At 69.3% G+C, this 25,862-nt stretch carries 23 protein-coding genes; 17 read left to right on the forward strand and 6 right to left on the reverse strand.

Annotated elements, in window-relative coordinates:
* Positions 1–4 precede the first annotated feature (4 nt).
* Positions 5–799: a dienelactone hydrolase family protein gene (locus E4F25_RS10615; RefSeq protein ID WP_140910104.1), complete on the forward strand. Its 795-nt coding sequence runs from the start codon at positions 5–7 to the stop codon at positions 797–799.
* Here the strand turns inward: E4F25_RS10615 and E4F25_RS10620 are convergent.
* Positions 783–1,832, reverse strand: a complete 1,050-nt coding sequence (locus E4F25_RS10620) for a polyprenyl synthetase family protein (RefSeq protein ID WP_140910105.1) — start codon at positions 1,830–1,832, stop codon at positions 783–785. The genes E4F25_RS10615 and E4F25_RS10620 overlap by 17 nt on opposite strands.
* A gap of 158 nt (positions 1,833–1,990) precedes the next feature.
* Here E4F25_RS10620 and ssb point away from each other — a divergent pair, with 158 nt between their 5' ends.
* The 5 genes from ssb to rfbD are packed head-to-tail and all read left to right on the forward strand — an operon-like array spanning position 1,991 to position 5,883.
* Complete coding sequence (gene ssb, locus E4F25_RS10625) at positions 1,991–2,461, forward strand: single-stranded DNA-binding protein (protein WP_140910106.1); 471 nt, start codon at positions 1,991–1,993, stop codon at positions 2,459–2,461.
* 14 nt (positions 2,462–2,475) lie between these two features.
* Positions 2,476–3,531 carry a dTDP-glucose 4,6-dehydratase gene (gene rfbB / locus E4F25_RS10630; RefSeq protein ID WP_140910107.1) on the forward strand — a complete coding sequence of 352 codons (1,056 nt, stop codon included), beginning with the start codon at positions 2,476–2,478 and terminating at the stop codon, positions 3,529–3,531.
* On the forward strand, positions 3,528–4,418 hold the full coding sequence (gene rfbA / locus E4F25_RS10635; protein ID WP_140910108.1) for a glucose-1-phosphate thymidylyltransferase RfbA: 891 nt from the start codon (positions 3,528–3,530) through the stop codon (positions 4,416–4,418). Before rfbB ends, rfbA begins: the two co-directional genes overlap by 4 nt.
* Positions 4,415–4,972: a dTDP-4-dehydrorhamnose 3,5-epimerase gene (rfbC, locus tag E4F25_RS10640; RefSeq protein WP_140910109.1), complete on the forward strand. Its 558-nt coding sequence runs from the start codon at positions 4,415–4,417 to the stop codon at positions 4,970–4,972. The genes rfbA and rfbC overlap by 4 nt, the downstream gene beginning before the upstream one ends.
* An 8-nt stretch (positions 4,973–4,980) precedes the next feature.
* Entirely contained in the window at positions 4,981–5,883 is a 903-nt protein-coding gene (gene rfbD / locus E4F25_RS10645) for a dTDP-4-dehydrorhamnose reductase (protein ID WP_140910110.1), read from the forward strand.
* On the opposite strand, the gene E4F25_RS10650 is transcribed toward rfbD, so the two are convergent.
* A complete protein-coding gene (locus tag E4F25_RS10650) occupies positions 5,876–7,573 on the reverse strand; it encodes a peptide MFS transporter (protein ID WP_140910111.1) in 1,698 nt (565 codons plus the stop codon). The two genes, rfbD and E4F25_RS10650, sit on opposite strands and share 8 nt — an antisense overlap.
* A gap of 58 nt (positions 7,574–7,631) precedes the next feature.
* Between E4F25_RS10650 and E4F25_RS10655 the strand changes: the two genes are divergently transcribed.
* The 4 genes from E4F25_RS10655 to E4F25_RS10670 all read left to right on the forward strand — a co-directional run bounded on the left by E4F25_RS10655 (position 7,632) and on the right by E4F25_RS10670 (position 14,187).
* Positions 7,632–9,608: an OPT family oligopeptide transporter gene (locus E4F25_RS10655; RefSeq protein ID WP_140910112.1), complete on the forward strand. Its 1,977-nt coding sequence runs from the start codon at positions 7,632–7,634 to the stop codon at positions 9,606–9,608.
* A gap of 11 nt (positions 9,609–9,619) precedes the next feature.
* A complete protein-coding gene (locus E4F25_RS10660) occupies positions 9,620–11,677 on the forward strand; it encodes a S9 family peptidase (protein WP_140910113.1) in 2,058 nt (685 codons plus the stop codon).
* Positions 11,678–11,680: 3 nt separating this feature from the next.
* Positions 11,681–12,925, forward strand: a complete 1,245-nt coding sequence (locus tag E4F25_RS10665; RefSeq protein WP_140910114.1) for a DUF819 family protein — start codon at positions 11,681–11,683, stop codon at positions 12,923–12,925.
* 92 nt (positions 12,926–13,017) lie between these two features.
* Entirely contained in the window at positions 13,018–14,187 is a 1,170-nt protein-coding gene (locus E4F25_RS10670; protein WP_140910115.1) for a hypothetical protein, read from the forward strand.
* Here the strand turns inward: E4F25_RS10670 and E4F25_RS10675 are convergent, their stop codons facing one another.
* Positions 14,188–15,333, reverse strand: a complete 1,146-nt coding sequence (locus E4F25_RS10675) for a lipoprotein N-acyltransferase Lnb domain-containing protein (protein WP_246069858.1) — start codon at positions 15,331–15,333, stop codon at positions 14,188–14,190.
* A gap of 19 nt (positions 15,334–15,352) precedes the next feature.
* Positions 15,353–16,210, reverse strand: a complete 858-nt coding sequence (locus E4F25_RS10680; RefSeq protein WP_140910117.1) for an HlyC/CorC family transporter — start codon at positions 16,208–16,210, stop codon at positions 15,353–15,355.
* Positions 16,211–16,477: 267 nt separating this feature from the next.
* Here E4F25_RS10680 and E4F25_RS10685 point away from each other — a divergent pair, with 267 nt between their 5' ends.
* From E4F25_RS10685 to E4F25_RS10705, 5 genes are all read left to right on the forward strand, one after another.
* Positions 16,478–16,690 carry a class IIb bacteriocin, lactobin A/cerein 7B family gene (locus E4F25_RS10685; protein WP_140910118.1) on the forward strand — a complete coding sequence of 71 codons (213 nt, stop codon included), beginning with the start codon at positions 16,478–16,480 and terminating at the stop codon, positions 16,688–16,690.
* A gap of 59 nt (positions 16,691–16,749) precedes the next feature.
* Positions 16,750–17,652, forward strand: coding sequence for a M23 family metallopeptidase (locus E4F25_RS10690; RefSeq protein WP_140910119.1), 903 nt, complete (start codon positions 16,750–16,752; stop codon positions 17,650–17,652).
* Between the two features lie 63 nt (positions 17,653–17,715).
* Positions 17,716–18,033, forward strand: a complete 318-nt coding sequence (locus E4F25_RS10695; RefSeq protein WP_140910120.1) for a hypothetical protein — start codon at positions 17,716–17,718, stop codon at positions 18,031–18,033.
* A gap of 193 nt (positions 18,034–18,226) precedes the next feature.
* Entirely contained in the window at positions 18,227–20,353 is a 2,127-nt protein-coding gene (locus E4F25_RS10700; protein WP_140910121.1) for a peptidase domain-containing ABC transporter, read from the forward strand.
* Positions 20,354–20,355: 2 nt separating this feature from the next.
* Positions 20,356–21,591: an HlyD family secretion protein gene (locus tag E4F25_RS10705; RefSeq protein ID WP_140910122.1), complete on the forward strand. Its 1,236-nt coding sequence runs from the start codon at positions 20,356–20,358 to the stop codon at positions 21,589–21,591.
* 68 nt (positions 21,592–21,659) lie between these two features.
* Here the strand turns inward: E4F25_RS10705 and ybeY are convergent, their stop codons facing one another.
* Entirely contained in the window at positions 21,660–22,142 is a 483-nt protein-coding gene (gene ybeY, locus E4F25_RS10710) for an rRNA maturation RNase YbeY (RefSeq protein ID WP_140910123.1), read from the reverse strand.
* Entirely contained in the window at positions 22,139–23,119 is a 981-nt protein-coding gene (locus tag E4F25_RS10715; protein ID WP_140910124.1) for a PhoH family protein, read from the reverse strand. The genes ybeY and E4F25_RS10715 overlap by 4 nt, the downstream gene beginning before the upstream one ends.
* Before the next feature lie 101 nt (positions 23,120–23,220).
* On the opposite strand from E4F25_RS10715, the gene E4F25_RS10720 reads away from it, so the two are divergent.
* Together E4F25_RS10720 and E4F25_RS10725 are read left to right on the forward strand one after the other, a co-directional pair.
* Positions 23,221–24,894 carry an amidohydrolase gene (locus E4F25_RS10720; protein ID WP_140910125.1) on the forward strand — a complete coding sequence of 558 codons (1,674 nt, stop codon included), beginning with the start codon at positions 23,221–23,223 and terminating at the stop codon, positions 24,892–24,894.
* Positions 24,895–25,851 (forward strand): HlyD family secretion protein, encoded by a 957-nt coding sequence (locus tag E4F25_RS10725; protein WP_140910126.1) that lies wholly within the window; start codon positions 24,895–24,897, stop codon positions 25,849–25,851. It begins immediately after the preceding gene.
* Positions 25,852–25,862 lie beyond the last annotated feature (11 nt).

Below are 25,862 nucleotides of genomic sequence, written 5' to 3' on the forward strand. Positions count from 1 at the left end.
GGCCATGCGACACCTCCGCCAACCCCTGCTGTTCCTGCTGCTCGCGCTGTGCGCGCTGCCCGCGTTCGCGGCGATGCGCGCCGACCCGGTCGAGTGGACCCTCGGCGACCGGACCTTCCGCGGCGTGCTCGTCTACGACGACGCCAACACGATCGCGCGCCCGGGCCTGCTGATGGTGCCCGACTGGATGGGCATGACCGAGGGCGCGATCGACAAGGCCAGGCACATCGCCGGCAGCGACTACGTGGTGCTGGTCGCGGACGTCTACGGCAAGGACGCGCAGCCCGCGGACAGCGCCGCCGCGCGCACGCTCACCGGCGCGCTGCGCGATGACCTTCCCACGCTGCGCGCGCGCATCGGCAAGGCCCTAGAGGTGCTGCGCGCCAACGCCGCGGGCGCGCCGCTGGATGCCTCGCGGATCGCGGCCTTCGGCTACTGCTTCGGCGGCACCACCGTGCTCGAGTTGGCGCGCGACGGCGCCGACATCGCCGGCGTGGTCACCTTCCATGGCGGACTCGGAACCAGCCTTCCGGCGAAGGCGGGCGCGGTGAAGGCCAGCGTGCTGGTGCTCAACGGCGCCGACGACCGCGGAACCGCCGGCGACGTCGCCGGTTTCAAGCAGGAGATGGACGCGGCCGGCGTGGACTGGCAGTTCGTCGACTTCAGCAGCACCGTGCATTGCTTCGCGCTGCCGGAAGCCGACAGCCCGCCCGGTTGCGTCTACAACCCGCTGTCGGCCGAGCGCGCGGAGCGGATGATGCGGGGGTTCCTCGCGGAACGCTTCAGCGGTCGCGGCTGATGGCGTAGCGCGCCAGCCCGCGCAGGGCGGCCACGTGCGGGCCGTCCTCGAGGCCGTCGAGCGCGGCCTCGGCCGCCTCGGCGTAGTCGTGGGCGCGGGCGAGGCTGTAGTCGAGGCTGCGCGCCGCGGCGATCGCCTCGAGCACGGTCGGCATCGCGCTGGCGTCGCCTTCCTCGATCGCCCTGCGCAGCAGTGCGCGGACGGCCTCGTCCGCATGCGCCATCGCGTGGATCAGCGGCAGCGTCGCCTTGCCCTCGGCGAGGTCGTCGCCCAGGTGCTTGCCGAGCGTCGCCTCGTCGGCCGAGTAGTCGAGCACGTCGTCGGCGATCTGGAAGGCGTAGCCGAGGTTGAGGCCATAGTCGTGCAGGGCGTCGCAGGTGGCGGCGTCGGCCCCCGCGAGCACCCCGCCCAGCCGGGTCGCGGCGGCGAACAGCACCGCGGTCTTGCGCTCGATCACCCGCAGGTAGGCGTCCTCGTCGGTGTCCGGGTTGCGCACGTGCAGCAACTGCAGCACTTCGCCTTCGGCGATGCGGTTGGTGGTGTCGGCGAGGATCCGCTGGACCTCCATCGAGTCCAGCTCGACCATGAGCTGGAAGCTGCGCGAATACAGGAAGTCGCCGACCAGCACGCTGGCCGCGTTGCCCCACACCGCGTTGGCGGTGCTGCGGCCGCGGCGCAGGTCGGACTCGTCCACAACGTCGTCGTGCAGCAGGGTGGACGTGTGGATGAATTCGATGACCGCGGCCAGCTGGTGCGCGTCGGCGCCGACGCCGTCGCCACCGGCATCGCGCTTGCCGCAGGCGGCGGCCGCGAGCAGCAGCAGCATCGGGCGCAGGCGCTTGCCGCCGGCGGCGACGATGTGCTCGGCCACCTGGTTGATGAGCACCACGTCGGAGGCCAGCCGCCGGCGGACCAGCGCGTCCACCCGCGCCATGTCCCCGGCCGCCAGGGCCTGGATGGCGGACAGGTCGAGCGCGGCGCGATCCCGGGTCGGCCCGGCTTCCGGCGGCCGCGGGGCGGTGGCGTTGTCCATGCGGGGTCCGTCGTGGGGCGACCCCGGATTATATGGCGTCGCAGGCGCTCGTCCGGGCATCTCCTACGTGGCGCCGGGGCGCCGGCTGACGGCGCACGGCCGGCCGCTATAATCCAATGTCCCCTGCCCGATCCCGGGCGACACCGGAAGGACAGCCAATGGCCCGCGGCGTGAACAAAGTGATCCTGGTCGGAAACCTCGGCAACGACCCCGACATGAAGTACACCCAGGGCGGCATGGCCATCTGCACCCTGTCGCTGGCCACGACCTCGGTGCGCAAGGACAAGGACGGCAACACCCAGGAGCGCACCGAGTGGCACCGGGTGAAGCTGTTCGGGAAGCTGGGCGAGATCGCCGGCGAGTACCTGCGCAAGGGCCGCCAGGTCTACATCGAAGGCTCGATCCGCTACGACAAGTTCACCGGCCAGGACGGGGTCGAGAAGTACTTCACCGACATCATCGCCGACGAGATGCAGATGCTCGGCGGTGGAGGCGAGGGCGGCGGCCAGCGCGGCGAGCGCCAGGATCGCCCGCAGCAGCGCAGCGCCCCGGCCCAGCGGCGCGAGGCCCCGCCTGCGTCGAAGGCCGATTTCGGCGAGGACTTCGCCGACGACGACATCCCGTTCTGAGCACGGCGGGCGCCGTGCAGACCTGGCTTGTCACCGGCGGTGCCGGTTTCATCGGCGGGAACTTCGTGCTCGAGGCGGTGGCCGCCAGGCAGCGCGTGGTCAACCTCGACGCGCTCACCTACGCCGGCAACCTCGACACCCTGTCGTCGTTGAAGGGGAACGACAACCATGTCTTCGTCCATGGCGACATCGGCGATCGCGCGCTGGTGGACGCCCTGCTGCGCGAGCATCGCCCGGACGCGATCCTGAACTTCGCCGCCGAGAGCCACGTCGACCGGTCCATCGACGGGCCGGGCGCGTTCGTGCAGACCAACGTGGTCGGCACCCTGGCGCTGCTCGAGGCCGCGCGCGACTACTGGAGGTCGCTGGAGGGGACGGCGCGCGAGGCCTTCCGTTTCCTGCACGTGTCGACCGACGAGGTCTACGGGTCGCTGGGCGAGACCGGCAGGTTCACCGAGACCACCCCCTACGCCCCGAATTCGCCGTACTCCGCCTCGAAGGCCGCGTCCGACCACCTGGTCCGCGCCTTCCACCACACCTACGGGCTGCCGGTGCTGACCACCAACTGCTCCAACAACTACGGTCCGTACCAGTTCCCCGAGAAGCTGATCCCGCTGGTCATCGCCAAGGCGATCGCCGGCGAGCCGCTGCCGATCTACGGCGACGGCAGGAACGTGCGCGACTGGCTGTACGTCGGTGACCATTGCAGCGCAATCCGCGCCGTGCTTGAGCGGGGCCGCGTCGGCGAGACCTACAACGTGGGCGGCGACGCCGAGATGCAGAACATCCAGGTGGTCGAGACGATCTGCGCGCTGCTGGACGAGCGCCGTCCGCGCGAGGACGGCAAGCCGCGCAAGTCGCAGATCACATACGTCAAGGACCGCCCGGGGCATGACCGCCGCTACGCGATCGACGCGGGCAAGCTGAAGTCGGAACTCGGCTGGTCGCCCGCGCACAGCTTCGCCCAAGGCATTGCCGACACCGTGGACTGGTACCTGGCCAACCAGCCGTGGGTCCAGCGGGTGCTCGACGGCAGCTACCGGCTCGAGCGCATCGGGGCGGCGGCATGACGCAACGCAAGGGCATCATCCTGGCCGGCGGCTCCGGTACCCGGCTGTATCCGATCACCCGCGCGATCAGCAAGCAGCTGCTGCCGGTGTTCGACAAGCCGATGATCTACTACCCGCTGAGCGTGCTGATGCTGGCCGGCATCCGCGAGGTGCTGGTCATCAACACGCCCCACGAGCAGGCCTTGTTCCAGCAGCTGCTCGGCGACGGCTCGCAGTGGGGCATGAAGATCGAATACGCGGTGCAGCCCAATCCCGATGGCCTCGCCCAGGCCTTCCTGATCGGCCGCGAGTTCCTGGATGGCGCGCCCAGCTGCCTGGTGCTCGGCGACAACATCTTCTACGGCCACGGGCTGACCGAGGTCCTCCGCCGCGCGAGCGCGCAGGAGCACGGCGCAACCGTGTTCGGCTACTACGTGCGCGACCCGGAACGCTATGGCGTCGCCGAGTTCGACGCCAGCGGCAAGGTGGTCGGGCTGGAGGAGAAGCCGGCGAAGCCGCGCTCGAACTACGCCGTCACCGGCCTCTACTTCTACGACGGCCGCGCCAGCGACTTCGCCGCCGGCCTGCAACCGTCCGCGCGCGGCGAGCTGGAGATCACCGACCTCAACCGCTGCTACCTCGAGGAGGGCAGCCTGCAGCTCGAACGCCTCGGCCGCGGCTACGCTTGGCTGGATACCGGCACCCACGAATCACTGGTCGAAGCCTCGAGCTACGTGGAGACCATCGAGAAGCGCCAGGGCCTGCGCGTGTGCTGTCCCGAGGAGATCGCCTGGAGCAACCGCTGGATCGACGATGCGCAGCTGCGCGCGCTGGCCCAACCGCTGGAGAAGAGCGGCTACGGCCGCTATCTCCTCGACCTGCTGGAGCGCGGGACCATCGTCGAATGAAGGTGATCGAGACCGGACTGCCGGGCTGCCTGGTGCTGGAACCGAAGGTGTTCGGCGATGCGCGCGGCTTCTTCTACGAGTCGTTCAACCGCGACAAGCTGGCCGCGGCCGGCCTGTCCATGCAGTTCGTGCAGGGCAACGTCTCCCGTTCCAGCGAGGGCGTGCTGCGCGGGCTGCATTTCCAGAACCCGAAGGCGCAGGGCAAGCTGGTGAGCGTGCTCGAAGGCGAAGTCTGGGACGTCGCGGTGGACATCCGCCGCGGTTCGCCGACCTTCGGCCAGTGGGAAGCCGTGCTGCTCAGTGCCGAGAACAAGCGCCACTTCTGGATCCCGGAAGGCTTCGCGCACGGCTTCGTCGTGTTGAGCGCGCAGGCGCTGTTCACCTACCTGTGCACCGACACCTACGCGCCGGAAGCCGACGCGGGCATCCGCTGGGACGACCCGGAACTGGCGATCGACTGGCCAATCTCGCGCCCGCTGCTGTCCGACAAGGACGCGAAGCTGCCGCTGCTGGCGGACCTGCCGCGCGAGCGACTTCCGGAATTCGTGGGCTGAAGGCGCGCATGCGCTTGCTCCTGCTCGGCGGCAACGGCCAGGTCGGCACCGAGCTGCGGCGCAGCCTGGCGCCGCTCGGCGAGGTGGTGGTCGGTACCCGTGACGGCCGCCTGGGCGACGGCATGGCCTGCGAGGTCGCCGACCTGGACCAGCCCGGCACGCTCGCCGGCCTGGTCGCCCGCATGGCGCCCGACGTCGTGGTCAACGCTGCCGCCCACACCCAGGTGGACAAGGCCGAGACCGAACCCGAGGCAGCGTTCCGCGCCAACGCGGAAGCGCCGGGGGTCCTGGCCGAAGCCTGCCGCAAGCGCGACGCCCTGCTGGTGCATTACTCCACCGACTACGTCTTCGACGGCCGTGGCACGCGGCCCTACCGCGAGGACGACCCGGTGGCGCCGCTCGGCGTGTACGGCGCGAGCAAGCTGGCGGGCGAGCAGGCGATCCGCGCCAGCGGCGCGCGCCACCTGGTGTTCCGCACCGCGTGGGTGTACGCGGCGCACGGCCGCAACTTCCTGCGCACGATGCTGCGGCTTGCGGGCGAGCGCGACGAGCTTCGCGTGGTCGCCGACCAGCGCGGAACACCCACGCCTGCAGGCCTGATCGCCGACGTCACCGCACGGGTACTCTCGGCTGCGCCCGCGCGATCCGGGCTGTGGCACCTGACGCCGACCGGCGAGACCAGCTGGCACGGTTTCGCCACGGCCATCGTCGAGCGCGCCCACGCCCTCGGAATGATCGACCGCAAGCCGGTCGTCACTGCGATCGCCACGTCCGACTACCCGACGCCCGCGGCACGTCCCGGGTACTCGGTCCTCGATTGCGCCAGGCTGCAGCAGGACTTCGGCATCGAGCTTCCGGACTGGCACCAGGGCCTCGAAAGCACCTTGTCCGGAAGCGTTTCCGCTACCTGACCCCGTGCATCCAGCGCCGCAGCAGCGGCGCGAGGACCAGGAACACGAGTGCGCTGCCCAGGCCGATCCACAGCAGCAACTCGAACAGGTTGCCGTAGGTGGCGGCCGCCGAGACCAGGTCGATGTCGCCGGACTCGGGCACGTCGAGCGAGGCCAGCTTGCCGAACTCGGCGGCGAGCATTTCCGAATACGCCGTGGCCAGCCAGAACCCGCCCATCATCAGGCCCACCACCCGCGCGACCGACAGCTGGGTGACCGCCGACAGCCCGATCGGCGACAGGCACATCTCGCCGATCTCCAGCACGAAATAGGCCAGCACCAGCCACCACACGCTCGCCATCACCCCGTCGCCGGCGACCTTGGCCGCGGCCATCAAAGGCAGGAAGGCGAGCGCCGCGAACAGCAGCCCGATCGCGCTCTTCATCGGCTTGGACGGGTTCCGGCCGCGCTTCTCCAGCCACGGCCACAGCCAGGCGAACAGCGGCGACAGCAGGACGATGAAGAACGAGCCGAGGAAGGTCAGCGAGCCGGCGGTCTGCGGGACCAGCACCACGTCGCGGAAGCAGGCGACGGCCATCGCCGCGACCAGCAACCCGACCATCGCGCGCGCCGGTCCGCGCGCGCCGCGGTCGCTGGCCTTCAGGGCCACGATCATCAGCACCGGCGCCGCCGCCATCGTGTACAGCGACCAGGGCAGGGTGCCGCTGGCGTCGCTCACCAGCGACGGGAACAGGTCCTTGGTCATCAGCCGGTCGGTGAAGGTGAGCCACGAGCCGTAGGTCTGCTCGTACAGGGTGAAGAACACCAGCACGCCCAGGATCATCACCAGCAGCGACAGCATCTGCTCGCGCTCCACCCGGCTGCAGTGGCGGACCAGGAACCACACGAACCACAGGCCGAACGCCAGCGCCACCAGGTGCATCGCGCCCTGCACGGTCCAGGTGCGCTGGATGAGCTGCCACACCAGCAGCACGCCGCCCGCGGAGCCGAGGTAGATCCACCACTCGCGTGCCAGCGGGCCGATCCGCTCGACCAGCAGCGACGGGTCGCGCGGCTCGGCGTGGCCGTGCAGGTAGCGCTGACCCCACAGGAACATCGCCAGCCCCGCGACCATGCCGATGCCGGCCGCCCCGAAGCCGTACTTCCAGCCGTAGGTTTCGCCCAGGAAGGCGCAGATCAGGCCGGCGAACAGGCCGCCGACGTTGATCCCGGCGTAGAACAGGGTGAAGCCGGAATCCCGGCGCGGATCGTCCTCCGCGTACAGCTTGCCGACGATGGTGGAGATGTTCGGCTTGAGGAAGCCCACGCCCATGATGATCAGCGCCAGCGACAGGTAGAACACCTGCAGGGCGCCCTCGTCGCGGACCACCACCCCGTCCACGATCCGGGCGTCGGTCCCCTCGACCGCCATGCCCAGGTGGCCGAGGCACAGCAGCACCCCGCCCAGCACCACCGCCTTGCGCATGCCCAGCCAGCGGTCCGCGACCAGCCCGCCGACCACCGGCACGGCGTAGACCAGGCCGCCGTAGGCGCCGATCAGCCCGTAGCCCATGTCGTCGCTGAATCCGTGGTGCTTCAGCAGGTACAGCAGCAGCAGCGCCTTCATCCCGTAGAAGGAAAAGCGCTCCCACATTTCCGTGAAGAAGCAGACGAAGACGCCTTTCGGGTGGCCCAGGAAGTCGTCGTGCATCGGCCGAGTATAGATGCCATCATCACGGGGTTGCCCAACCGGCGGGGAGTCCCATCCGATGAGCGCCACCAATCCGAACACGGCCCCGACGCGGGTGCCGCAGCTGACCTTCCGTGCCATCGTGCTGGCGATCATCCTCGCGGTGATCCTGGCCGCGGCCAATGCCTACCTCGGCCTGTTCGCCGGCCTGACGATCGCCACCGCGATCCCGGCGGCGGTCGTGTCCATGGGCGTGCTGCGGCTGCTGGGGGGCGGCACCATCCTCGAGAACAACATCGTGCAGACCGGCGCCTCGGCCGGCAGCTCGATCGCCGCGGGCGTGATCTTCACCATCCCCGCGCTGATCATCCTCGGCTACTGGGACGACTTCCGCTATTCCTGGGTGCTGGCGATCGCCGGCCTCGGCGGCCTGCTCGGCGTGCTGTTCTCGGTGCCGCTGCGGCGCACGATGATCGTCGAGGACCCGCTGCCGTTCCCCGAGGGCAAGGCCGCGGCCGAAGTGCTGAAGGCCGGCGAGAACCCCGGTCCCGGGCTCAAGCTGCTCGGCTTCTCCGCGGTGATCGGCGGCCTGTTCAAGCTCGCCGCCGCCAGCGGCCTGCGCATGCTGCCCGATACCGCCGCCGGCGCCGGCTTCTTCGGCCGCTACCTCGGCTACATGGGCACCAACCTGTCGCCGGCGCTGCTCGGCGTCGGCTACATCGTCGGCCTCAACATCGGCATCGTGGTGCTGTCCGGCAGCATCCTGTCCTGGCACATCGCGATCCCGATCTACCACGCGTTCTTCCAGGGGGCCGACCCCGCGCTCGCGGCCTCGATCGCCGGCGCCTCGGCCGAGGACGCCGCGTTCGCGGTGTGGAGCGCCAAGATCCGCTACCTGGGCGTCGGCGCAATGCTGGTCGGCGGCATCTGGACCCTGTTCTCGCTGCGCAAGTCGCTGGTCTCCGGCATCCGCAGCGGCATCGCCGCCGCGCGCAAGAACACCGGCACGGTCATCGCCGAGACCGAGCGCGACCTGCCGATGAAGTGGATGCTGGTGGCGCTGGTCGCGTTCGTGGTGCCGCTGGCGCTTCTGTACCAGGCCATCGTCGGCCAGTGGACGGTCAGCATCCCGATGACCATCATCATGATCGTCGCAGGCTTCCTGTTCGTGTCGGTGTCGGCCTACCTCGCCGGCCTGGTCGGCTCCTCGAACAACCCGGTGTCCGGCATCACCATCGCCACGATCCTGTTCGCCGCCGTGGTGCTGATGCTGCTGCTCGGCCGCGACTCGCAGATCGGCGCGGTGGCCGCGATCATGATCGGCGCCGTGGTCTGCTGCGCGGCGGCGGTCGGCGGAGACAACCTGCAGGACCTCAAGGCCGGCTACATCGTCGGTGCCACGCCGTGGAAGCAGCAGCTGATGCTGATGATCGGCGCGTTCTCGTGCGCGCTGATCATGGCGCCGGTGCTCGACCTGCTGGCCGAGGCCTATGGCATCGGCGCGCCCACCGCCGAGCACCCGAACCCGCTGTCGGCGCCGCAGGCGACCCTGATGGCCTCGGTCGCGAAGGGCATGTTCGGTGGCGAGCTGCCGTGGACCATGATCGCGATCGGCGGCGTGGTCGGCGCGGTGATCATCGCGATCGACGGCTGGCTGAAGTCGCGCAACTCCAGCTTCCGCGTGCCGGTGCTGGCCGCGGCCATCGGCATCTACCTGCCGCTGGAACTGATGGTGCCGATCTTCCTCGGCGGCCTGCTGGCGTACTTCGTCGAGCGCCGCCATGGCGCCGTCGGGACCGCCGACGAGTCGCTGCGCGACCGCATCCACCGCCCCGGCACGCTGTTCGCCGCCGGCCTGATCACCGGCGAGGCGCTGATGGGCATCTTCATCGCGATCCCGATCGTGGCCAGCGGCCGGGCCGACGTGCTGGCGCTGCCGGAAGGCTGGCAGTTCGGCAAGTGGGTCGGACTGGCCGTGCTGGCCGTGGTCGCGTGGCTGCTGTACCGCAGCGGCACCAAACGCTCGCTCGGCGACGTCGAGCCGGGCCCGCTCTGAAGGAGACGACGATGAAGTTCCCCCACCTCGCACTGGGCGCGGCGCTGCTGCTCGCGCTGCCTTCGCTGGCGCTGGCCGACCGCGGTTTCCAGCCCGAAGACCTGGTCTCGATGGACCGCTACTCCTCGCCGGTGTTGTCGCCGGACGGGCGCAAGCTGGTGTTCGCCAGACGCGTCATGGACACGCAGTCGAACAAGGCCGCGACCTCGCTCTGGATCGAGGACCTGTTCGCGCGCGACGCCGCGCCGCCGGTGCGCCTGACCCCGGAAGGCTGGAGCGTCAACTCGCCGGCGTTCTCCAGCGACGGCGGCACCGTGTACTTCCTCAGCGGCAAGGGCGGCAGCTCGCAGCTGTACGCGATCCCCGCCGCCGGCGGCGAGCCCGTGCAGGTGACCGACTTCCCGGTCGGCGTGGACGGCTTCGTGCTGTCGCCGGACGGCAAGCGCATCGCGTTCGCGGCCGGCGCGTTCCCGGACTGCGGCGGCGACCTTGCCTGCACCAAGGCCAAGCTCGAGGCCAAGTCGGATGCCAGCGGCGTCGTGTACGACCGCATGTTCATCCGTCACTGGGATACCTGGGGCGACGGGCGCCTGAACCGCATCTTCGTCGCCCCCATCGACGGCAGCGCGCCCGTCACCAGCGCCACGCTGGTCGGCAAGGACCTGCTCGCCGACGTCCCGTCCAAGCCGTTCGGCGACCTGTCCGACCTGGCCTGGGCGCCGGACGGCAAGTCGCTGGTCGTCAGCGCGCGCCTGTCCAACGCGCAGGAGCCGTGGTCCACCAACTTCGACCTCTACCGCGTGCAGGCCGACGGCAGCGGCACCGCCGTCAACCTGACCGACGCCAACGAGGCCTGGGACGCCGGCCCGGTGTTCAGCGCCGACGGCAACACCCTGTACTACCGCGCGATGAAGCGTCCCGGCTTCGAGGCCGACCGCTTCGGCCTGATGGCGATGGACCTCGCCACCGGCGCGGTGCGCGAGATCGCGCCCGACTGGGACCGCTCCGCCGACGGCATCGTGCTGTCGGCCGACGGCGCCACGCTGTACACCGGCGCGCAGGACGTCGGCGAGCACCCGCTGTTCGCCGTGGACATCCAGAGCGGCGAGGTGACCGAGGTAATCGGCGACGGCAGCATCGGCTCGTTCTCGATCGCCGGCCCGAGCAACGCGTTCACCCGCGCCTCGCTGAAGAGCGGCAACCAGGTGTTCACCGGCGGCATCGGCGGCGCGCCCGAGCGGGCCATCACCCCGAGCGCCTCGGAGATGCTTCCGGACGTCGATTTCGGCGACTACGAGCAGTTCACTTTCACCGGCTGGAACGACGAGACCGTGCACGGCTACGTGGTCAAGCCGTGGAACTACCAGGAAGGCAAGCGCTACCCGGTCGCGTTCCTGATCCACGGCGGCCCGCAGGGCAGTTTCGGCAACAGTTGGAGCTATCGCTGGAACCCGCAGACCTACGCGGGGCAGGGCTACGCGGTCGTGATGATCGACTTCCACGGTTCGACCGGCTACGGCCAGGCCTTCACCGATGCGATCAGCCAGCACTGGGGCGACCGCCCGCTGGAGGATCTGAAGAAGGGTTGGGCCGCGGCGCAGCAGCAGTACCGGTTCCTCGACGGCGACAACGCCTGCGCCCTCGGCGCCTCCTACGGCGGCTACATGGTCAACTGGATCGCCGGCAACTGGAACGAACCCTGGAAGTGCCTGGTCAACCACGACGGCGTGTTCGACACCCGGATGATGGGCTACGCCACCGAGGAACTGTGGTTCACCGAGTGGGAGAACGGCGGCACGCCGTACGACAACCCGGAGGCCTACGAGCGTTTCAACCCGATCAACCACGTCAAGGACTGGCGCGTGCCGATGCTGGTGATCCACGGCGAGCTCGACTACCGCATCCCGGTGTCGCAGGGCATCGCCGCGTTCACCGCGCTGCAGCGGCAGGGCATCGAGTCGAAGTTCCTGTACTTCCCGGACGAGAACCACTGGGTGCTGCAGCCGGCCAACAGCCTGCTCTGGCACCGCACGGTCAACGGCTGGCTGCGCCAGCACCTGGGGCAGTAAGCGATGGCGCCCACGACCGCCCTGATCACCAACGACGCCGTCGTCCTCGGCCTGCTGGCCGCCACGCTCGGCCTGATCTTCTGGACCGCATCGCGACCCACCGGGTTCTGGCAGAAGTTCTACAGCTACGTTCCGGCGTTGCTGATGTGCTACCTGGTGCCGTCCATCTACAACAGCATCGGGCTGGTGGACGGCAACGCCTCGGGCCTGTACCCGATGGCGCGCGACTACCTGCTGCCCAGTTCGCTGGTGCTGCTGTGCATCGCCATCGACATGGGCGCCGTGCTCCGGCTCGGGCCCAAGGCGGTGATCATGTTCCTGGTCGGCACGGCCGGCGTGATGCTCGGCGCCGTAGTGGCGTTCCTGGCCATGGGCATCATCCATCCCGAGGCCGTGGCCGGCGACACCTGGCGCGGCATGACCACGGTGGCGGGCAGCTGGATCGGCGGCGGCGCCAACCAGGCGGCGATGAAGGAAGTGTTCGACGTCGAGACCACGCTGTTCGGGCAGTTCGTGGCGGTGGACGTGCTGGTGGCCAACCTGTGGATGGCGATCCTGCTGTTCCTGGCCGCGCGCGCCAACGCCTTCGACCGCTGGACGCGTGCCGACACCAGCGCCATCGACGACCTCAAGCAGCGGATCGAGGCCTACCACGCACAGCATTCGCGCATCCCGACGCTGGCCGACCTCATGGTGATCCTCGCCGTGGGCCTCGGCGCCACCGGCCTGTCGCACTTCCTGGCCGACCCGCTGGTGGCCTGGATCGGCACGCTGCCCGCGGAATGGCGCCTGCAGGACTACAGCCTGGACTCGCGCTTCTTCTGGCTGGTCGTGTTCGCGACCACCATCGGGCTGGTGCTCAGCTTCACCCGCGCGCGCCAGCTCGAAGGCGCCGGTGCCTCGCGCATCGGTTCGGCGATGCTGTACGTGCTGGTCGCGACCATCGGCATGCACATGGACCTGGGCGCGCTGCTCGACCGTCCGTGGCTGTTCCTGCTCGGCCTCATCTGGATCACCGTGCACGCGGTGCTGATGCTGGGCGTGGCCAAGCTGATCCGCGCGCCGCTGTTCTTCATGGCCGTCGGCTCGCAGGCGAACATCGGCGGAGCCGCGTCGGCGCCCATCGTGGCGTCCGCGTTCCATCCGTCGCTGGCCCCGGTGGGCGTGCTGCTTGCGGTGCTGGGCTACGCGCTCGGCACCTACTGCGCCTACATCACCGGCCTGCTGCTGCAGGCCATGGCAGGGTGAGACGCAGGGCACCATGATCATGGGATGTTGATCGCCTTCGGTGGCTGACAGCATGGCGCCCATCGCCACTGTCAGCCCACCGAGGGGGAATCATGTCCATCCGCGCAACACGCCTGGCCCGCAAGGGCCTTCCCGCCGCCATTGCCCTGGCCATCGGCCTCGCGCCGACCATGGCCGTCGCTGCCGACAGCTGCCCGATTCCCGTCGACGACGTCAAGGCGGCGATCGAGGCCTTCGCCAGCAAGGCGTCGAGCGAGGAGTCCAACGTCGAGAAGGACTTCAAGTCGGCCACCGGCTCCGACTACACCAAGTTCTATTTCGACCACTTCATCAAGGTCAACGGCAGCGGCGACGACACCACCAAGTTCATCACCAAGGCCTACGACCTGACCAAGTTCACCGGCGCGCTGCCGGAAGGCCAGATCCAGAAGGCGATGCCGCCGAGCGTTTCCATTTCCATGTCCAACGCCATGGAACTGGCCGAGGCCGCGGCCGACGAGGACAACACCAAGCTCGACCTCGCCGAGCTGCGTTGCAACCCGAACACCGAGGACGCGGCCCTGTCCGCGGCGCTTGACCAGCTCGACGGCAGCACCGTGGACAAGTTCAGGAAGGCCAAGAAGACCGCCTGCAAGCTGGTGCACTTCGCGGCCGACCTGCAGGACAAGAAGCGGCAGCTGGACAAGATCCGCACCGAGGGCTACCCGCTGTTCCACCTGAAGGCCAAGGAGAAGAAGGGCTTCAACGGCAAGGAGCGCACCATCCAGCTGCGCGCCGACCTGCGCCTGTATCCGGAGTACCCGGGGGCCGAGGACAACCCGGTCAAGTTCGGCGACATCCGCGGCCTGCGCCTGTCCTACAACTCCTATTTCAAGTGGAGCGACAACAACTGGGAGCCGCTCAACATCTACCAGTATCTGGTCAGCGAGAGCGACGAGAAGGACGAGGTGTGCTTCCCGAAGATCAAGCTGAGCAGCAGCGTCAAGGTCGCGACCTGCGTGCGCATCTCCGAGATCACCTCGAGCTCGATCAAGCTGAAGGTGCGCGGCAAGTACTGGTACAACAGCGACTCGAGCGCGGTCAGCCTGGGCGAGCACAAGATTCCCGCGCCGTTCGGCTACCTCCAGGACGTGTCCAACATGAAGGACAAGAAGATGGAGGACCTGAAGGAGAAGCTCGTCGGCCGCCTCGCCTCGACCATGGGCAAGTACGGCGACATGATCGAGAAGGCGCAGGAGTGGAAGAAGGCCTGCGGTTCCTGATCAGGCCCGCGCTGGCGTCGGCTCCGGCCGGCGCCACGCGCGGTACAGGGCCAGGTGGATCGGCAGCAGCAGCGCGATCCACGGCTGGTTGACCTGCGAGTACAGCATCACCCACTTCAGCAGCAGCGCGCAGGCCGCGGCGATGGCCACCGCCAGCAGCAGCCCCCGGAACCAGCGCCCCGGCGGGCGCCCGCGCAGCATCCGCCACGCGGCCGGCAGCAACAGCAGGCACAGCGGGTCGAACAGCAGCAGGTTCTCGTTGGCCCAGGCAAACCGGTGCTCGGTGCCGAACCACAGGAACAGCATGAGCGCGCCGAGCAGGCCGCACAGCAGCCAGAACACGCCCGACACCGCGGCCAGCACGCGCGGCTTGCGGGCCAGCAACAGGAGCGCGCCACCGATCGCCAGCCCGGCCAGCAGCCACGGCCACCACGGGCGCGGCGCCTCCGGCGGGGCAGGCGGCAGGCGGTGCGGCAGCAGCTCCTCGGTCGCGGCCACCAGCGGGCGGCCGTCGGCCAGGGTGACCTCCGCAAGGCTGTCGGCCAGCCGCATTGGCACGAAGGCCTCGCCCCAGCGCGAAAGCTGCTGGTCGGCATTGCCGGACAGGCCGATGTCGAAGCCGATCCACATCCACGGCGCCGGCGAGGCCAGCCGCACCGCCTCGCTGCGGAAGGTGTTGCCGCGCGAACGGCCCGAGATCAGGTGGTGGAGCTGGCCGTCGAGCGCCGCGTCGATGGCGTCGCGAACCTTGGTCGAGCAGTTCTCGGTGAAGTAGTCGTAGCGGTAGCGCGCGTTCTCCGGCCGCGCGGCCTCCTCGAGCGAGGCCGCCAGCCGGGTCGCCTGCTCATCGGTGAGGTCCAGCCACTGCAGCGTGACCCCGCGCCCCTCGCGCCGGTAGATCTCCAGGTCCTGCGCCAGCGGCAGCGCCACCAGCATGTATTCCATCCGCCCGCGGACGAAGTTGCCGATGAAGCCGGGCTCGGTCGGGTCGAAGAACCCGAAGTTGTAGGACGTGGCCGCGCCGGTGGCCGGGTCCGCGACCACGATCGCATCGTGCCCGAAGCGCTCGAAGAAGATCTCCCCCGGCTGCATCGTCATCACCCCGATCCGCGGTGCCGCCTGCGCGATGCCCGCGAACAGGAGCATCAGTAGCAGCCACAAGGCCCTACTCGCCATGCACGCTCACATGCAACGCATGCAGCCTTCGCGCATCCGCCCGCGCCACCCGGAACCCGAACCGCCCCAGGGTCAGCTCCTCGCCGGCGTCGGGCAGGTGGCCGATGGCGGCGGTGACCAGGCCGCCGATGGTGTCGTACTCGTCGTCGTCGAAGTCGGCGCCGAAGCGCTCGTTGAAATCCTCGATCGGGGTCAGCGCGTCCACCACGTACTGGCCGTCGGCCTGGGCCGCGATCAGCGTGGTCACGTCCTCGGCCTCGTCGTGCTCGTCGTCGATCTCGCCGACGATCTGCTCCAGCACGTCCTCGATCGTGACCAGGCCGGCGACCCCGCCGTACTCGTCGATCACGATCGCCATGTGGTTGCGCGACTGGCGGAACTCGCGCAGCAGCACGTTGAGCTTCTTGGACTCGGGGATCAGCACCGCCGGCCGCAGCAGCTCACGGATGCGCGGGTGGCCGTGCTCGGAGACGACCCCGCGCAGCAGGTCCTTGGCCAGCAGGATGCCGAGGATCTCGTCGCGGTCCTCACCGTGCACCGGGAAGCGCGAGTGGCCGGACTCGACCACCTGCCGCAGCAGCTCCATGAACGGCAGCTCGGCCGACAGCGCGACCATCTGCGAGCGCGGCACCATCACGTCGCCGACGCTGAGGTCGGAGACCGCGATCGCGCCTTCCATCATCCGCAGCGTGTCCGCCGCGATCAGCCCGTCCTGCTCGGTGTCGCGCAGCAGCTCGACCAGGTCCTCGCGGGTGCTGGGCTCGCCGGACAGCATCGCGCCGATGCGGTCCAGCCATGACCGTCGTTCCGGCCGTTCCGGGGGGTTGCTACTGTCGTCCTCTGGCATGTCTCGGTGTGGGTCCTGGATCCGGCCGGGAGGGGCCGTGGGGGGAGTTTAGCGGGAAATGGGGGAAGGACCCATGGACGCCGGGAACGGCCGCAGGAGACCGCAGGTAGCGGATTTGGCCGGTTGGTCCTTTTCCGACACTAGTATGGGGTGGGTTCCTAGCGCACTCGTCATGTGGGTGCGCCACCGTGATGATGCGCCGCCATCAGAGGTGGCGTCGGACTGGCGTTCGGCGCCGGTTCGTCATCCAGTCAAGGAGGACATGTCATGCGTGATCTCACGATCAATGAGCTGGAAAGCGTCTCAGGCGGCTTCTGGGGACAACTTGTGGTTGCGGTGGTCGGTGCCGTTGCGGGTGCGATCGCGAACAGCGCAACTTCGAGCGAGGGGGCGAGCGCCACCTTGGCCAACGGCTCGACGATCCAGTGCGAGCCCGGGCAGGACCTCGAAATCGACGGCGATTCCGCCACCTGTAGTTGAGGTCATGGCCCCTTCGAGTTCAGGAGGGGCCATTCCTTTCCATTCCAGATCGAGTTCGCATGCGCACAGCCAGACTGATCCTTGCCCTGTTTGTCCTGTTGCTCCTTTCCGCGATAGTCGTGTTCTTCCTGGGTGGGCGGTGGAAGCGGCTGTCACTGGGTGACGGCGGGAACTGCGAAGCCGTGCCGCACCTTCAACCCCGCTCCTTCGGAACGGCAATTCTTACGGGTGCCGCGCCGGCATATCACTGGAATCTGCTGGTTGCTGCTATCAACAAGGTGCCGGGCTACTTCCTGCTCGAGCGGATCGAGCCGGCCATTGATGGTGTGAAGACACCACTGTTGGTGGCTGCCACTGACAAGGCCGTGGAGTTTCGAACCGCCTCGATCACCCAGCCGTCAATTACGATTGATTCCAGCGATGCGTTTGCAGTCCTGGACGATTCAACGCCGCCCTTTGCCGATGGTGTTTTTCCTGTCCTGGGCAAATCCGAGATCATCCAGGTCCCGGGAAACTCCATCGGCCGCGTTTCGCATCGGGCGGAAGATGGCATCGAGAATGCAATCGACATCAAGGCGCCACTAGGAGCCGTTGTGCGTGCCATTCGGCCGGGGCTGGTGGCGTATGTGGAGCAGCGCTACCCCGACGCCGGCTGCGACTCTCCTGCGCTGTTGCGTGCTGGCAACAAGATCATCGTTGTGGACGACGCTGGATTCGAAGTCGTTTACGGCCACCTGCAGCAGAACTCCGCCCTTGTCTCGGAGGGCGATCGGGTCGATGCCGGACAGCCCTTGGCAGCAGTCGGGAACTCCGGGAAATCGGTCCTTCCACACCTGCATCTCCATGCCGGGGGCCTGACGCTGGGTGGTTACCGAACCATTCCCGTCCAATTCTTTGATTGCGAAGGCGGGGATCGAGCAATTGCACCGTCACTGGGGAATATCGTGTGCCCACCAAGGTGAGGGTCTGGCCAAGAAGCTGATCGTCGCTCACACGCTCAGGAGTGCTACCAGCAAGGAGAGGGCATGAAGTTCGAGATCGAAGTCGTATCCATCGAGGGCAGCAACAGGGCGCAGGTACTGCGCGCGCTGCGCACCGTCGGGAAGATGTCGCTGCCACGCGCGCAGCGCGTGTACGAGTTCACCCAAGGGCAGGTGCGGACGACGCTGGTGGCCGGGATCGAACAATCGATCGCCGAACACATCGCGAGCACCTTGGCGGGCGCCGGCATCGTCGTCGAGATCAAGGAATCCGACTCGGGGATCCCCATGGTCTGTGAGCCACAGGCGGGAAAGCGTTATCGGTGGGGAGCCATGAGGATGCTCATGGCTTCCGGGCAATAGTCGGCACGGATGGTCGTGCTGCAACATGGAAGGAGACCTGCAATGAGGGATCTGTCTGTTGCCGAGTGGGGCTGCGTATCTCGCGGTGATGTCTATTAACTGACGGCTCGCGGCCCCGTCTACGCGCCGGGCCGCACTCTATCGCCAGGTGCCGCAGCTGGCTGGTTCCTGGCCCAGCAAGGATGCTGTTTCGATGAAAGTTCACCTGCAGGCCGAAGCTAGCGAGTGCGGCCTCGCCAGCTTGGCCATGGTCGCAGACCACCATGGGATGGCCATCTCGCTACCGGAGTTGCGCCGCCGGTTCAGCCTGTCGCTGAAAGGCGCGACGCTGCCCCGGCTGATGGAGGCGGCCGGCAATCTCGGTCTCCAGTCGCGGCCGTTGCGGCTGGACGTCGACGAGCTGGGCAAGCTCAAGCTGCCCTGCATCCTGCATTGGGACCTGAACCACTTCGTGGTGCTGGCGAAGGTTGGGCGACGCAAGCTCACCGTGCTGGATCCGGCCCATGGCAAGCGCCGCCTCGACTCAGGCGAGGTCTCGGACCATTTCACCGGCGTCGCGTTGGAGCTCACCCCTGGGGTGGAATTCGAGCCGCGCAAGGCCGAGCCGTCGGTGTCCATCCGCCAGCTCACCGGCAAGGTAGCCGGACTCTGGCGCTCGCTCGGCTTGCTGCTATTGCTGTCGCTGGCGCTGCAGGCCTTCGTGGTGATCGGGCCGTTCTTCCTGCAGTGGGTCGTGGACCAGGTGCTGGTGTCGGCGGACCGGGATCTGCTGGCGGTGATCGCGATGGGATTCGGCCTCGTGCTGCTGCTGCGGGCGTCGACGGGGCTGTTGCGCGGCTGGGCGATCCTGCACCTGTCCACCCACCTGGGACTGCAGTGGATGGGCAACGTGTTCTCTCACCTGCTCAAGCTGCCGCTCGACTTCTTCGAGAAGCGGCACCTGGGTGACATCACCTCGCGAATGGGCAGCGTGCAGGCGATCCAGACCACGCTGACCACAAGCTTCGTCGAGGGCCTGATCGATGGGCTGATGGCCGTCGTGACCCTCGGCATGATGTTGCTCTACAGCTGGAAGCTCGCGCTGGTCACCTTGCAGGCGATGCTCCTCTACCTGGTGCTCAGGGCGCTCGCGTTCCGGCCCATGCGCGACGGCACCGAGCGCAAGCTGGTCGCCGCGGCCAAACAGCAGACCCATCTGCTCGAGTCCATCCGGGGCATCCAGTCGGTCAAGCTCGCCGGGGTCGAGCAGCGCCGCGAGGCCAGCTACGGCAACCTGATGAACGACACCGTCAACCGCGAGGTCTGGCTGGCCAAGCTGGGATTGGGCTTCGGCGCCGCGAACCAGCTCATCTTCGGCATCGAGCGCATTGCGGTGATCTGGATCGGCGCGCTGTTCGCGATGCAGAACGTCTTCTCCGTCGGCATGCTGATGGCCTACCTGGCCTACAAGGACCAGTTCTCCGGGCGCATCGGCAGCCTGATCGACAAGTGGATCCAGTTCCGCATGCTGCGGCTGCACGGGGAACGGCTCGCGGACATCGTGCTTGCCGAACCCGAATCGGACCCGCAACATCAAGTGGAAACGGCCGTGGCTGGCGATGCCGCATTGGAGGTGCGGGGATTGTCCTTCCGCTACGCCGACGGCGAACCCTGGGTGCTGCGCGACTGCAGCTTCCGGGTGGAGCCGGGCGAATCCGTCGCCATCGTCGGCGCGTCCGGCTGCGGCAAGACCACGCTGGTCAAACTGATGCTCGGCTTGCTGCAGCCCGTCGAGGGCAGCGTGGAAGCCGGCGGCCGCGACATCCGCCAGCTTGGCCTGCGCAACTACCGCCGCTGCGTCGGCGCGGTCATGCAGGACGACCAGCTGTTCGCCGGCTCGATCCACGACAACATCGCCTTCGGGGACGACGGCTTCGATCCGGCACGGACCGAAGCGGCTGCGCGGCTTGCGGCGATCCATGCCGAGATCGCCGCGATGCCGATGGGCTATCACAGCCTCATCGGCGACATGGGAACGACGCTGTCCGGCGGACAAAAGCAGCGCGTGATCCTGGCGCGCGCGCTCTACCGCCAGCCGCGAATCCTGTTCCTGGACGAGGCCACAAGCCATCTAGATGTCGCCTGCGAGAAGCTGGTCAACGACGCCGTGCGCGCGCTGCGCATCACCAAGGTGATCATCGCCCACCGCCCGGAAACGATCGCCAGCGCCGACCGCGTCCTGCTGATGGACGCCGGCCGGATCGTGCGTGAGATCAAGCCGCGGGCGGCGGCCCGGCCCAGTGTCGAGGGCGCCGCCGAGCCGCAAGCGGTGCCAGCCTGATCATGGGCGAACCGCTGTTCCGCCCCGAGGTGGTCGAGGCCAGGCGCAAAGGCTGGCTGGGTGGGATCTCGCTTGCCCAGCCGTTGCGACTGTGGGTCCTTGCAGTGAGCGTCACGACAGCAGCGGTCGCGATCGGCATCTTCCTGGCCATGGGCGAATACACCCGTCGCTCGCGCGTACAGGGCCAGCTGGTGCCGGACCTGGGCGTGGCCACGGTGGTGGCCCCTGGGCCGGGCATCGTGGATCGCATCCTCCCGCGCGAGGGCGAACGGGTGCTGGCGGGCGCGCCGCTGGCGTTGGTCGCCGCTCCGCGCACCACCCAGGGCGGCAGCGACACGCGCGAAAGCATCGCCGAAGGCATAGAGCGCCGGCGCGCGAGCGTATTGGCCGCCGCCGGATCGCATGGTGAACTGTTGGACGCGCGCGAGGCAAGCCTTCGAAAGCAGCATGCAGCACTCGGTCGCGAGCTCGACCGGCTGCGCGGCCAGCTCGCGATCCGCAAGCGGCAGGAGGCGTTGGCCCGGGAGACGCTGCAGCGTTACCGCGCGTTGCGCCGCGAGCAATACCTCAGCGAACTTCAGGTCAACCAGCAGGAGCAGGCAGTCCTCGACCTCGTCTCCGGCCGGCAGGCGCTGGAACGGCAGCAGGCGGCACTCCAACGGGACCTGGCGCAGGTGGATGAAGCATTGCGCGGCGTCCCGGCAGAGCGAGCGGCGCGCACGGCCGAAACCGCGCGGGAGCTGGCCTTGCTCGACCGCGAGCAGGTGCAGAACGATGCCAACGGAAAGCTGCTGGTGGAAGCGCCGGTCGCTGGCCTGGTCGCCAACCGCCTGGTCGAGCCGGGGCAGGCCGTGCAGGCGGGGCAACCATTGCTGACCCTGCTGCCGGCGGGTTCGCACCTGCAGGCGACGCTGTTCGTTCCCAGCCGCGCGGTCGGATTCATCGAGCCCGGCGACAGGGTCCTGCTGCGGTACCAGGCCTTTCCCTATCAGAAGTTCGGACATCACGAGGGCGTTGTCAGGCGCGTTTCCCGCAGTGCGGTGCCGGGCGCAGGCGGGCAGGGCGCCGAGCCGTTCTACCGCGTGCTGGTAGACATCCATCGCAAGAGCATCACCGCCTACGGGCGGGAGGAGCCGCTCCGTCCCGGGATGCTGCTCGAGGCCGACATCATGGGAGAGCACCGCAAGCTCTACGAGTGGGTCCTCGAGCCACTGTATTCCGTGACCGGGCGGTTGTAGGAGCGGCGCTCGCGCCGCGATCACGCGCAAGGCGCGGTCCACGTGTGGTCGCGGCGCGAGCGCCGCTCCTACAGGTACGGGTCGTCGATGCCGAGCCCCGCCAGGATCTCCCGCTCCAGCTGCTCCATGCACTCCGCGTCGCGCTCGTCCTCGTGGTCCCAGCCGAGCAGGTGCAGCGCGCCGTGCACCGTCAGGTGCGCGTAGTGGTCGTTGAGCCGCTTGCCCTGTTCCTTTGCCTCGCGCGCGACCACGGGGGCGCAGATCACCAGGTCGCCGAGCAGCGGCATGGTCACGCCCTTGGGCAGTTTGACGCCCTCGGCGACATCCGCCGGGAAGCTGAGCACGTTGGTGGCGTAGTCCTTGCCGCGGTAGTGGCGGTTGAGCGCGCGGCCTTCGCGCGCGTCCACGATCCGGATCGCGAGGTCGGCCTCGCGGATGCGGCCGGCCAGCGCGGCCGCCACCCACTTGCGGAAGCTGGTCGCCGACGGGATCCCGGCGCGCGGCAGCGCGTAGCCGACGCTCACGTCCAGCCGGGTCGGCCCCCGGGTCACGTCCCGGTCTCCTTGTCGGTCTGGTCGCGCGCGTCGTAGGCGTTGACGATGCGCGCCACCAGCGGATGCCGCACCACGTCCTTCGATTCGAAGAAGGTGAAGCCGATGCCGTCCACGCCCCGCAGCACTTCCAGCGCGTCCTTCAGGCCGGACTTCTGGTGGCGGGGCAGGTCGATCTGGGTGAGGTCGCCGGTGACCACCGCGGTCGAGCCGAAGCCGATCCGGGTCAGGAACATCTTCATCTGCTCGATCGAGGTGTTCTGCGCCTCGTCCAGGATCACGAAGGCGTCGTTGAGGGTGCGGCCGCGCATGTAGGCCAGCGGCGCCACCTCGATCACGCTCTTCTCCAGCAGCTTGACCACCTTTTCGACGCCGAGCATCTCGTACAGCGCGTCGTAGAGCGGGCGCAGGTAGGGATCCACCTTCTGGGTCAGGTCGCCGGGCAGGAAGCCGAGCTTCTCGCCGGCCTCCACCGCCGGGCGCACCAGGATCACCCGCTGCACCTTGGATTCGTTGAGCGCCTCCACCGCCATCGCCACCGCGAGGTAGGTCTTGCCGGTGCCGGCCGGGCCGATGCCGAAGTTGATGTCGTGGGTGGCGATCGCGTGCAGGTACTTCGCCTGGTTGCGGCCGCGCCCGCGGATGGTGCCGCGCTTGACCCGCACCGCGACCTCCTGCGGCTCGATGTCGTCCTCGACCGCGCGGTCCACCGCGGCCTCGCCCAGGCGCAGGTGCACGGTGGCATCGGTCAGGGTCTCGCTGGCGGTGTCGTGCCAGAGCGCGCGCAGGATGCGTTCGGCGCGCGGCACCGCGGCCTCGGGCCCGGCGATGCGGAAGATGTTGCCGCGGTTGCCGATCTCCACGCCCAGGCGCAGTTCGAGCTGGCGCAGGTGGGCGTCGAACGGGCCGGCCAGGTTGGCCAGGCGCTCGGCATCGGCGGGATCGAGTGCGAATTCCGAGGAGGTGCGGTTTGGCATCGGCTCAGGCGGTGGCGTCGTGTCGGCCCGGGCGGCCAAGCTTGCGCCGGCGCGGGGATTTTCGCAAAGTGCCGCGATCATCGGTCGAACGGGGAAAGGCGATGCGCGTGATGCGAAGTGTGGCCGCCGCAGTGGTGACGGGCCTGTGTGCGCTGGCGGTGTTGCCGGCGAGCGCGCAGGTAACGGTGCTCACCGCCAAGCGCATCGACACCATGGACGCGGCGCGGCCGCGCGCGCAGGCGATGGCCTACGACGCCGACGGCACGATCCTGCGGTTGGGCAGCGCCGAGGCCGTGCTCGCGGCGTATCCCGGCGCCACCCGCCTGGACGTCGGCACCGCCACCGTCGTTCCCGGCCTGATCGACGCGCACGGCCACCTGCTCGGGCAGGGGCTGACCCACCTCACCGCCAACCTCGTCGGAACGAGCAGCAAGGGCGAGGTGATCGAGCGCCTGCAGGCGTTCGCCGCCGAACTCCCGGCCGGGGAATGGCTGGTGGGCAGCGGCTGGGACCAGAACGACTGGGACGACAAGGCCTTCCCGACCGCCGCCGACCTCGACGCCGCGTTCCCGGACCGCCCGGTCTGGCTGGACCGCATCGACGGCCACGCCGGCTGGGCCAACAGCGCCGCGATGCGCGCGGTGGAACGCGACCTGTCCGGCGACTGGCAGCCCGACGGCGGCCGCATCGTGCGCGATGCGGACGGCGCGCCGACCGGCATCTTCGTGGACGCCGCCATGTCCCTGGTCGCCGGCGCCATGCCGGGTATGGACGCCGCCGACATCGAGCACGCGCTGCAACTGGCGATGCAGGACGCGGTGGCGAACGGCCTCACCGGCGTGCACGACGCCGGGGTGTCGCTCGGCACCCTGCGCGTGATGCAGTCGCTGGCCGACGCTGGCAAGCTGCCGATCCGCATCACCGCCATGGCCGACGGCAACGACGCCGCGCTCGACTGGCTCTGCAGCAACGGGCTCTACCAGCATCCCTCGCACCGCCTGCAAATGCGCACGGTCAAGCTGTACGTGGACGGCGCGCTCGGCAGCCGCGGCGCCGCGCTGCTCGAGGAATACAGCGACGACCACGGCAACACCGGCCTGCTGGTGATGACGCCGGAGCAGTTGCGGGAGGCGGTGCGCAAGGCCGACGGCTGCGGCGTGCAGGTGGCGACCCACGCCATCGGCGACCGCGGCAACCGGCTGGTGCTCGACACCTACCAGGCGGCGCTCGGCGGCGACGCCACCGCCAGCGACCACCGCTGGCGTATCGAACATGCCCAGGTGCTGTCGCCGGCGGACCTGCCGCGGCTCGCGGCGATGCACGTGATCGCGTCCATGCAGCCGACCCACGCCACCAGCGACATGCCGTGGGCGGAGGACCGGCTCGGCCCCGACCGGATCAACGGCGCCTACGCCTGGCGCAAGCTGCGCGACAGCGGCGCCCGCCTCGCGCTCGGCTCGGACTTCCCGGTCGAGCTGGTGGACCCGCGCCTGGGCCTGTATGCGGCCGCCACCCGTACCGACGCCGATGGCCTGCCGGCCGGGGGCTGGCAGCCGGAGGAGAAGCTGACCGCCTGGGAGGCGCTGCGCGGCTTCACCCTGGACGCGGCCTACGCCGGCTTCGCCGAGGACGAGGTCGGCAGCCTGGCCCCCGGCAAGCGCGCCGACTTCGTGGTGCTGGCGCAGGATCCGCTGGCGATTCCCGCGAACGAATTGCGCCGGCTCCAGGTGCTGTCCACCTGGGTCGACGGCAAGCAGGTGTACAAAGCCCCGTAGATGGAAGCACGCAGACCCGCCATCGCCGTTCTCCTGCTGTCGCTCCTGGCGGCGGGGTGCGGCGGGCCGCCGCACGACGCGGTGGGCACGCTCGAGTACGACCGCGTCGTGGTCCCGGCGCCGGTTTCAGAGCGCATCGTGGAGGTGCAGGTGCGCGAGGGCGAGCGGGTCGAGGCCGGGCAGCCGCTGCTGCGGCTCGAGGACAGGAGCGTCGCGGCCGGCGCCGCCGCGGCCCGCGCCGAGGCCAGCCGGCAGGGCGCGGCGCTGGAGGAACTGCGCGCCGGGCCGCGGGGCGAACAGATCCGGCAGGCGCGCGCGCAACTGGCCGCGGCGCAGTCGCGCAGCGCCGACGCGCGCAGCCACTACGCACGCCTGCGCCCGCTCGGCGAGCGCCAGCTCGTCGCCGCGGACGACGTCGAGCGTGCCGCGGCGGCCGCGGCGCAGGCGCGCGCCGAGGTGGTGGCCGCGCGCGCTGCACTCGACGAACTGGAGGCGGGCACGCGCCAGGAGCGGATAGAGCAGGGCGAGTCCGCGCTGCGCGCCTCGCAGGCGCAGGCCGAGGTCCAGGCAGCCGCGCTGGACAAGCTCGGCGTGCAGGCACCGCGCGCCGGCGTGGTCGACAGCCTGCCGTACGAGCTGGGCGACCAGGCGCCGGTCGGTGCGCCGCTGGCGATCCTGCTGGTCGGCGATGCGCCGTACGCGCGGGTGTACGTGCCCGAGCCGATCCGTGCCGGGGTCCGCGTCGGCACCACCGCGCGCGTGCACGTGGACGGCCACGAGGAGGTGCTGCAGGGCACCGTGCGGATGATCCGCAGCGAGCCCGGCTTCACCCCGTACTACGCGCTCGCGGGAGAGGACGCCGCGCGCCTGAGCTACCTGGCGGAGATCGCGCTCCCGGCGGCGGAAGCGGCGGGGCTGCCCGCGGGCCTGCCGGTGCGGGTCGAGTTCGGCGAATGAGCGCGGCCCCC

The organism is Cognatiluteimonas lumbrici, from assembly GCF_006476065.1.
GTDB classification, from domain to species: Bacteria; Pseudomonadota; Gammaproteobacteria; order Xanthomonadales; family Xanthomonadaceae; genus Cognatiluteimonas; species Cognatiluteimonas lumbrici.

Coding starts and splice junctions, on each gene's coding strand:
- ssb (WP_140910106.1), top strand. CDS start 1,991: ATGGCCCGCGGCGTGAACAAAGTGATCCTGGTCGGAAACCTCGGCAAC.
- rfbC (WP_140910109.1), top strand. CDS start 4,415: ATGAAGGTGATCGAGACCGGACTGCCGGGCTGCCTGGTGCTGGAACCG.
- E4F25_RS10725 (WP_140910126.1), top strand. CDS start 24,895: ATGGAAGCACGCAGACCCGCCATCGCCGTTCTCCTGCTGTCGCTCCTG.
- E4F25_RS10715 (WP_140910124.1), bottom strand. CDS start 23,119: ATGCCAAACCGCACCTCCTCGGAATTCGCACTCGATCCCGCCGATGCC.
- rfbD (WP_140910110.1), top strand. CDS start 4,981: ATGCGCTTGCTCCTGCTCGGCGGCAACGGCCAGGTCGGCACCGAGCTG.
- E4F25_RS10685 (WP_140910118.1), top strand. CDS start 16,478: ATGCGTGATCTCACGATCAATGAGCTGGAAAGCGTCTCAGGCGGCTTC.
- E4F25_RS10675 (WP_246069858.1), bottom strand. CDS start 15,333: ATGCTCCTGTTCGCGGGCATCGCGCAGGCGGCACCGCGGATCGGGGTG.
- E4F25_RS10615 (WP_140910104.1), top strand. CDS start 5: ATGCGACACCTCCGCCAACCCCTGCTGTTCCTGCTGCTCGCGCTGTGC.
- E4F25_RS10690 (WP_140910119.1), top strand. CDS start 16,750: ATGCGCACAGCCAGACTGATCCTTGCCCTGTTTGTCCTGTTGCTCCTT.
- E4F25_RS10670 (WP_140910115.1), top strand. CDS start 13,018: ATGTCCATCCGCGCAACACGCCTGGCCCGCAAGGGCCTTCCCGCCGCC.
- rfbA (WP_140910108.1), top strand. CDS start 3,528: ATGACGCAACGCAAGGGCATCATCCTGGCCGGCGGCTCCGGTACCCGG.
- E4F25_RS10650 (WP_140910111.1), bottom strand. CDS start 7,573: ATGCACGACGACTTCCTGGGCCACCCGAAAGGCGTCTTCGTCTGCTTC.
- E4F25_RS10705 (WP_140910122.1), top strand. CDS start 20,356: ATGGGCGAACCGCTGTTCCGCCCCGAGGTGGTCGAGGCCAGGCGCAAA.
- E4F25_RS10665 (WP_140910114.1), top strand. CDS start 11,681: ATGGCGCCCACGACCGCCCTGATCACCAACGACGCCGTCGTCCTCGGC.
- E4F25_RS10620 (WP_140910105.1), bottom strand. CDS start 1,832: ATGGACAACGCCACCGCCCCGCGGCCGCCGGAAGCCGGGCCGACCCGG.
- E4F25_RS10655 (WP_140910112.1), top strand. CDS start 7,632: ATGAGCGCCACCAATCCGAACACGGCCCCGACGCGGGTGCCGCAGCTG.
- E4F25_RS10720 (WP_140910125.1), top strand. CDS start 23,221: ATGCGCGTGATGCGAAGTGTGGCCGCCGCAGTGGTGACGGGCCTGTGT.
- E4F25_RS10695 (WP_140910120.1), top strand. CDS start 17,716: ATGAAGTTCGAGATCGAAGTCGTATCCATCGAGGGCAGCAACAGGGCG.
- E4F25_RS10700 (WP_140910121.1), top strand. CDS start 18,227: ATGAAAGTTCACCTGCAGGCCGAAGCTAGCGAGTGCGGCCTCGCCAGC.
- E4F25_RS10660 (WP_140910113.1), top strand. CDS start 9,620: ATGAAGTTCCCCCACCTCGCACTGGGCGCGGCGCTGCTGCTCGCGCTG.
- E4F25_RS10680 (WP_140910117.1), bottom strand. CDS start 16,210: ATGCCAGAGGACGACAGTAGCAACCCCCCGGAACGGCCGGAACGACGG.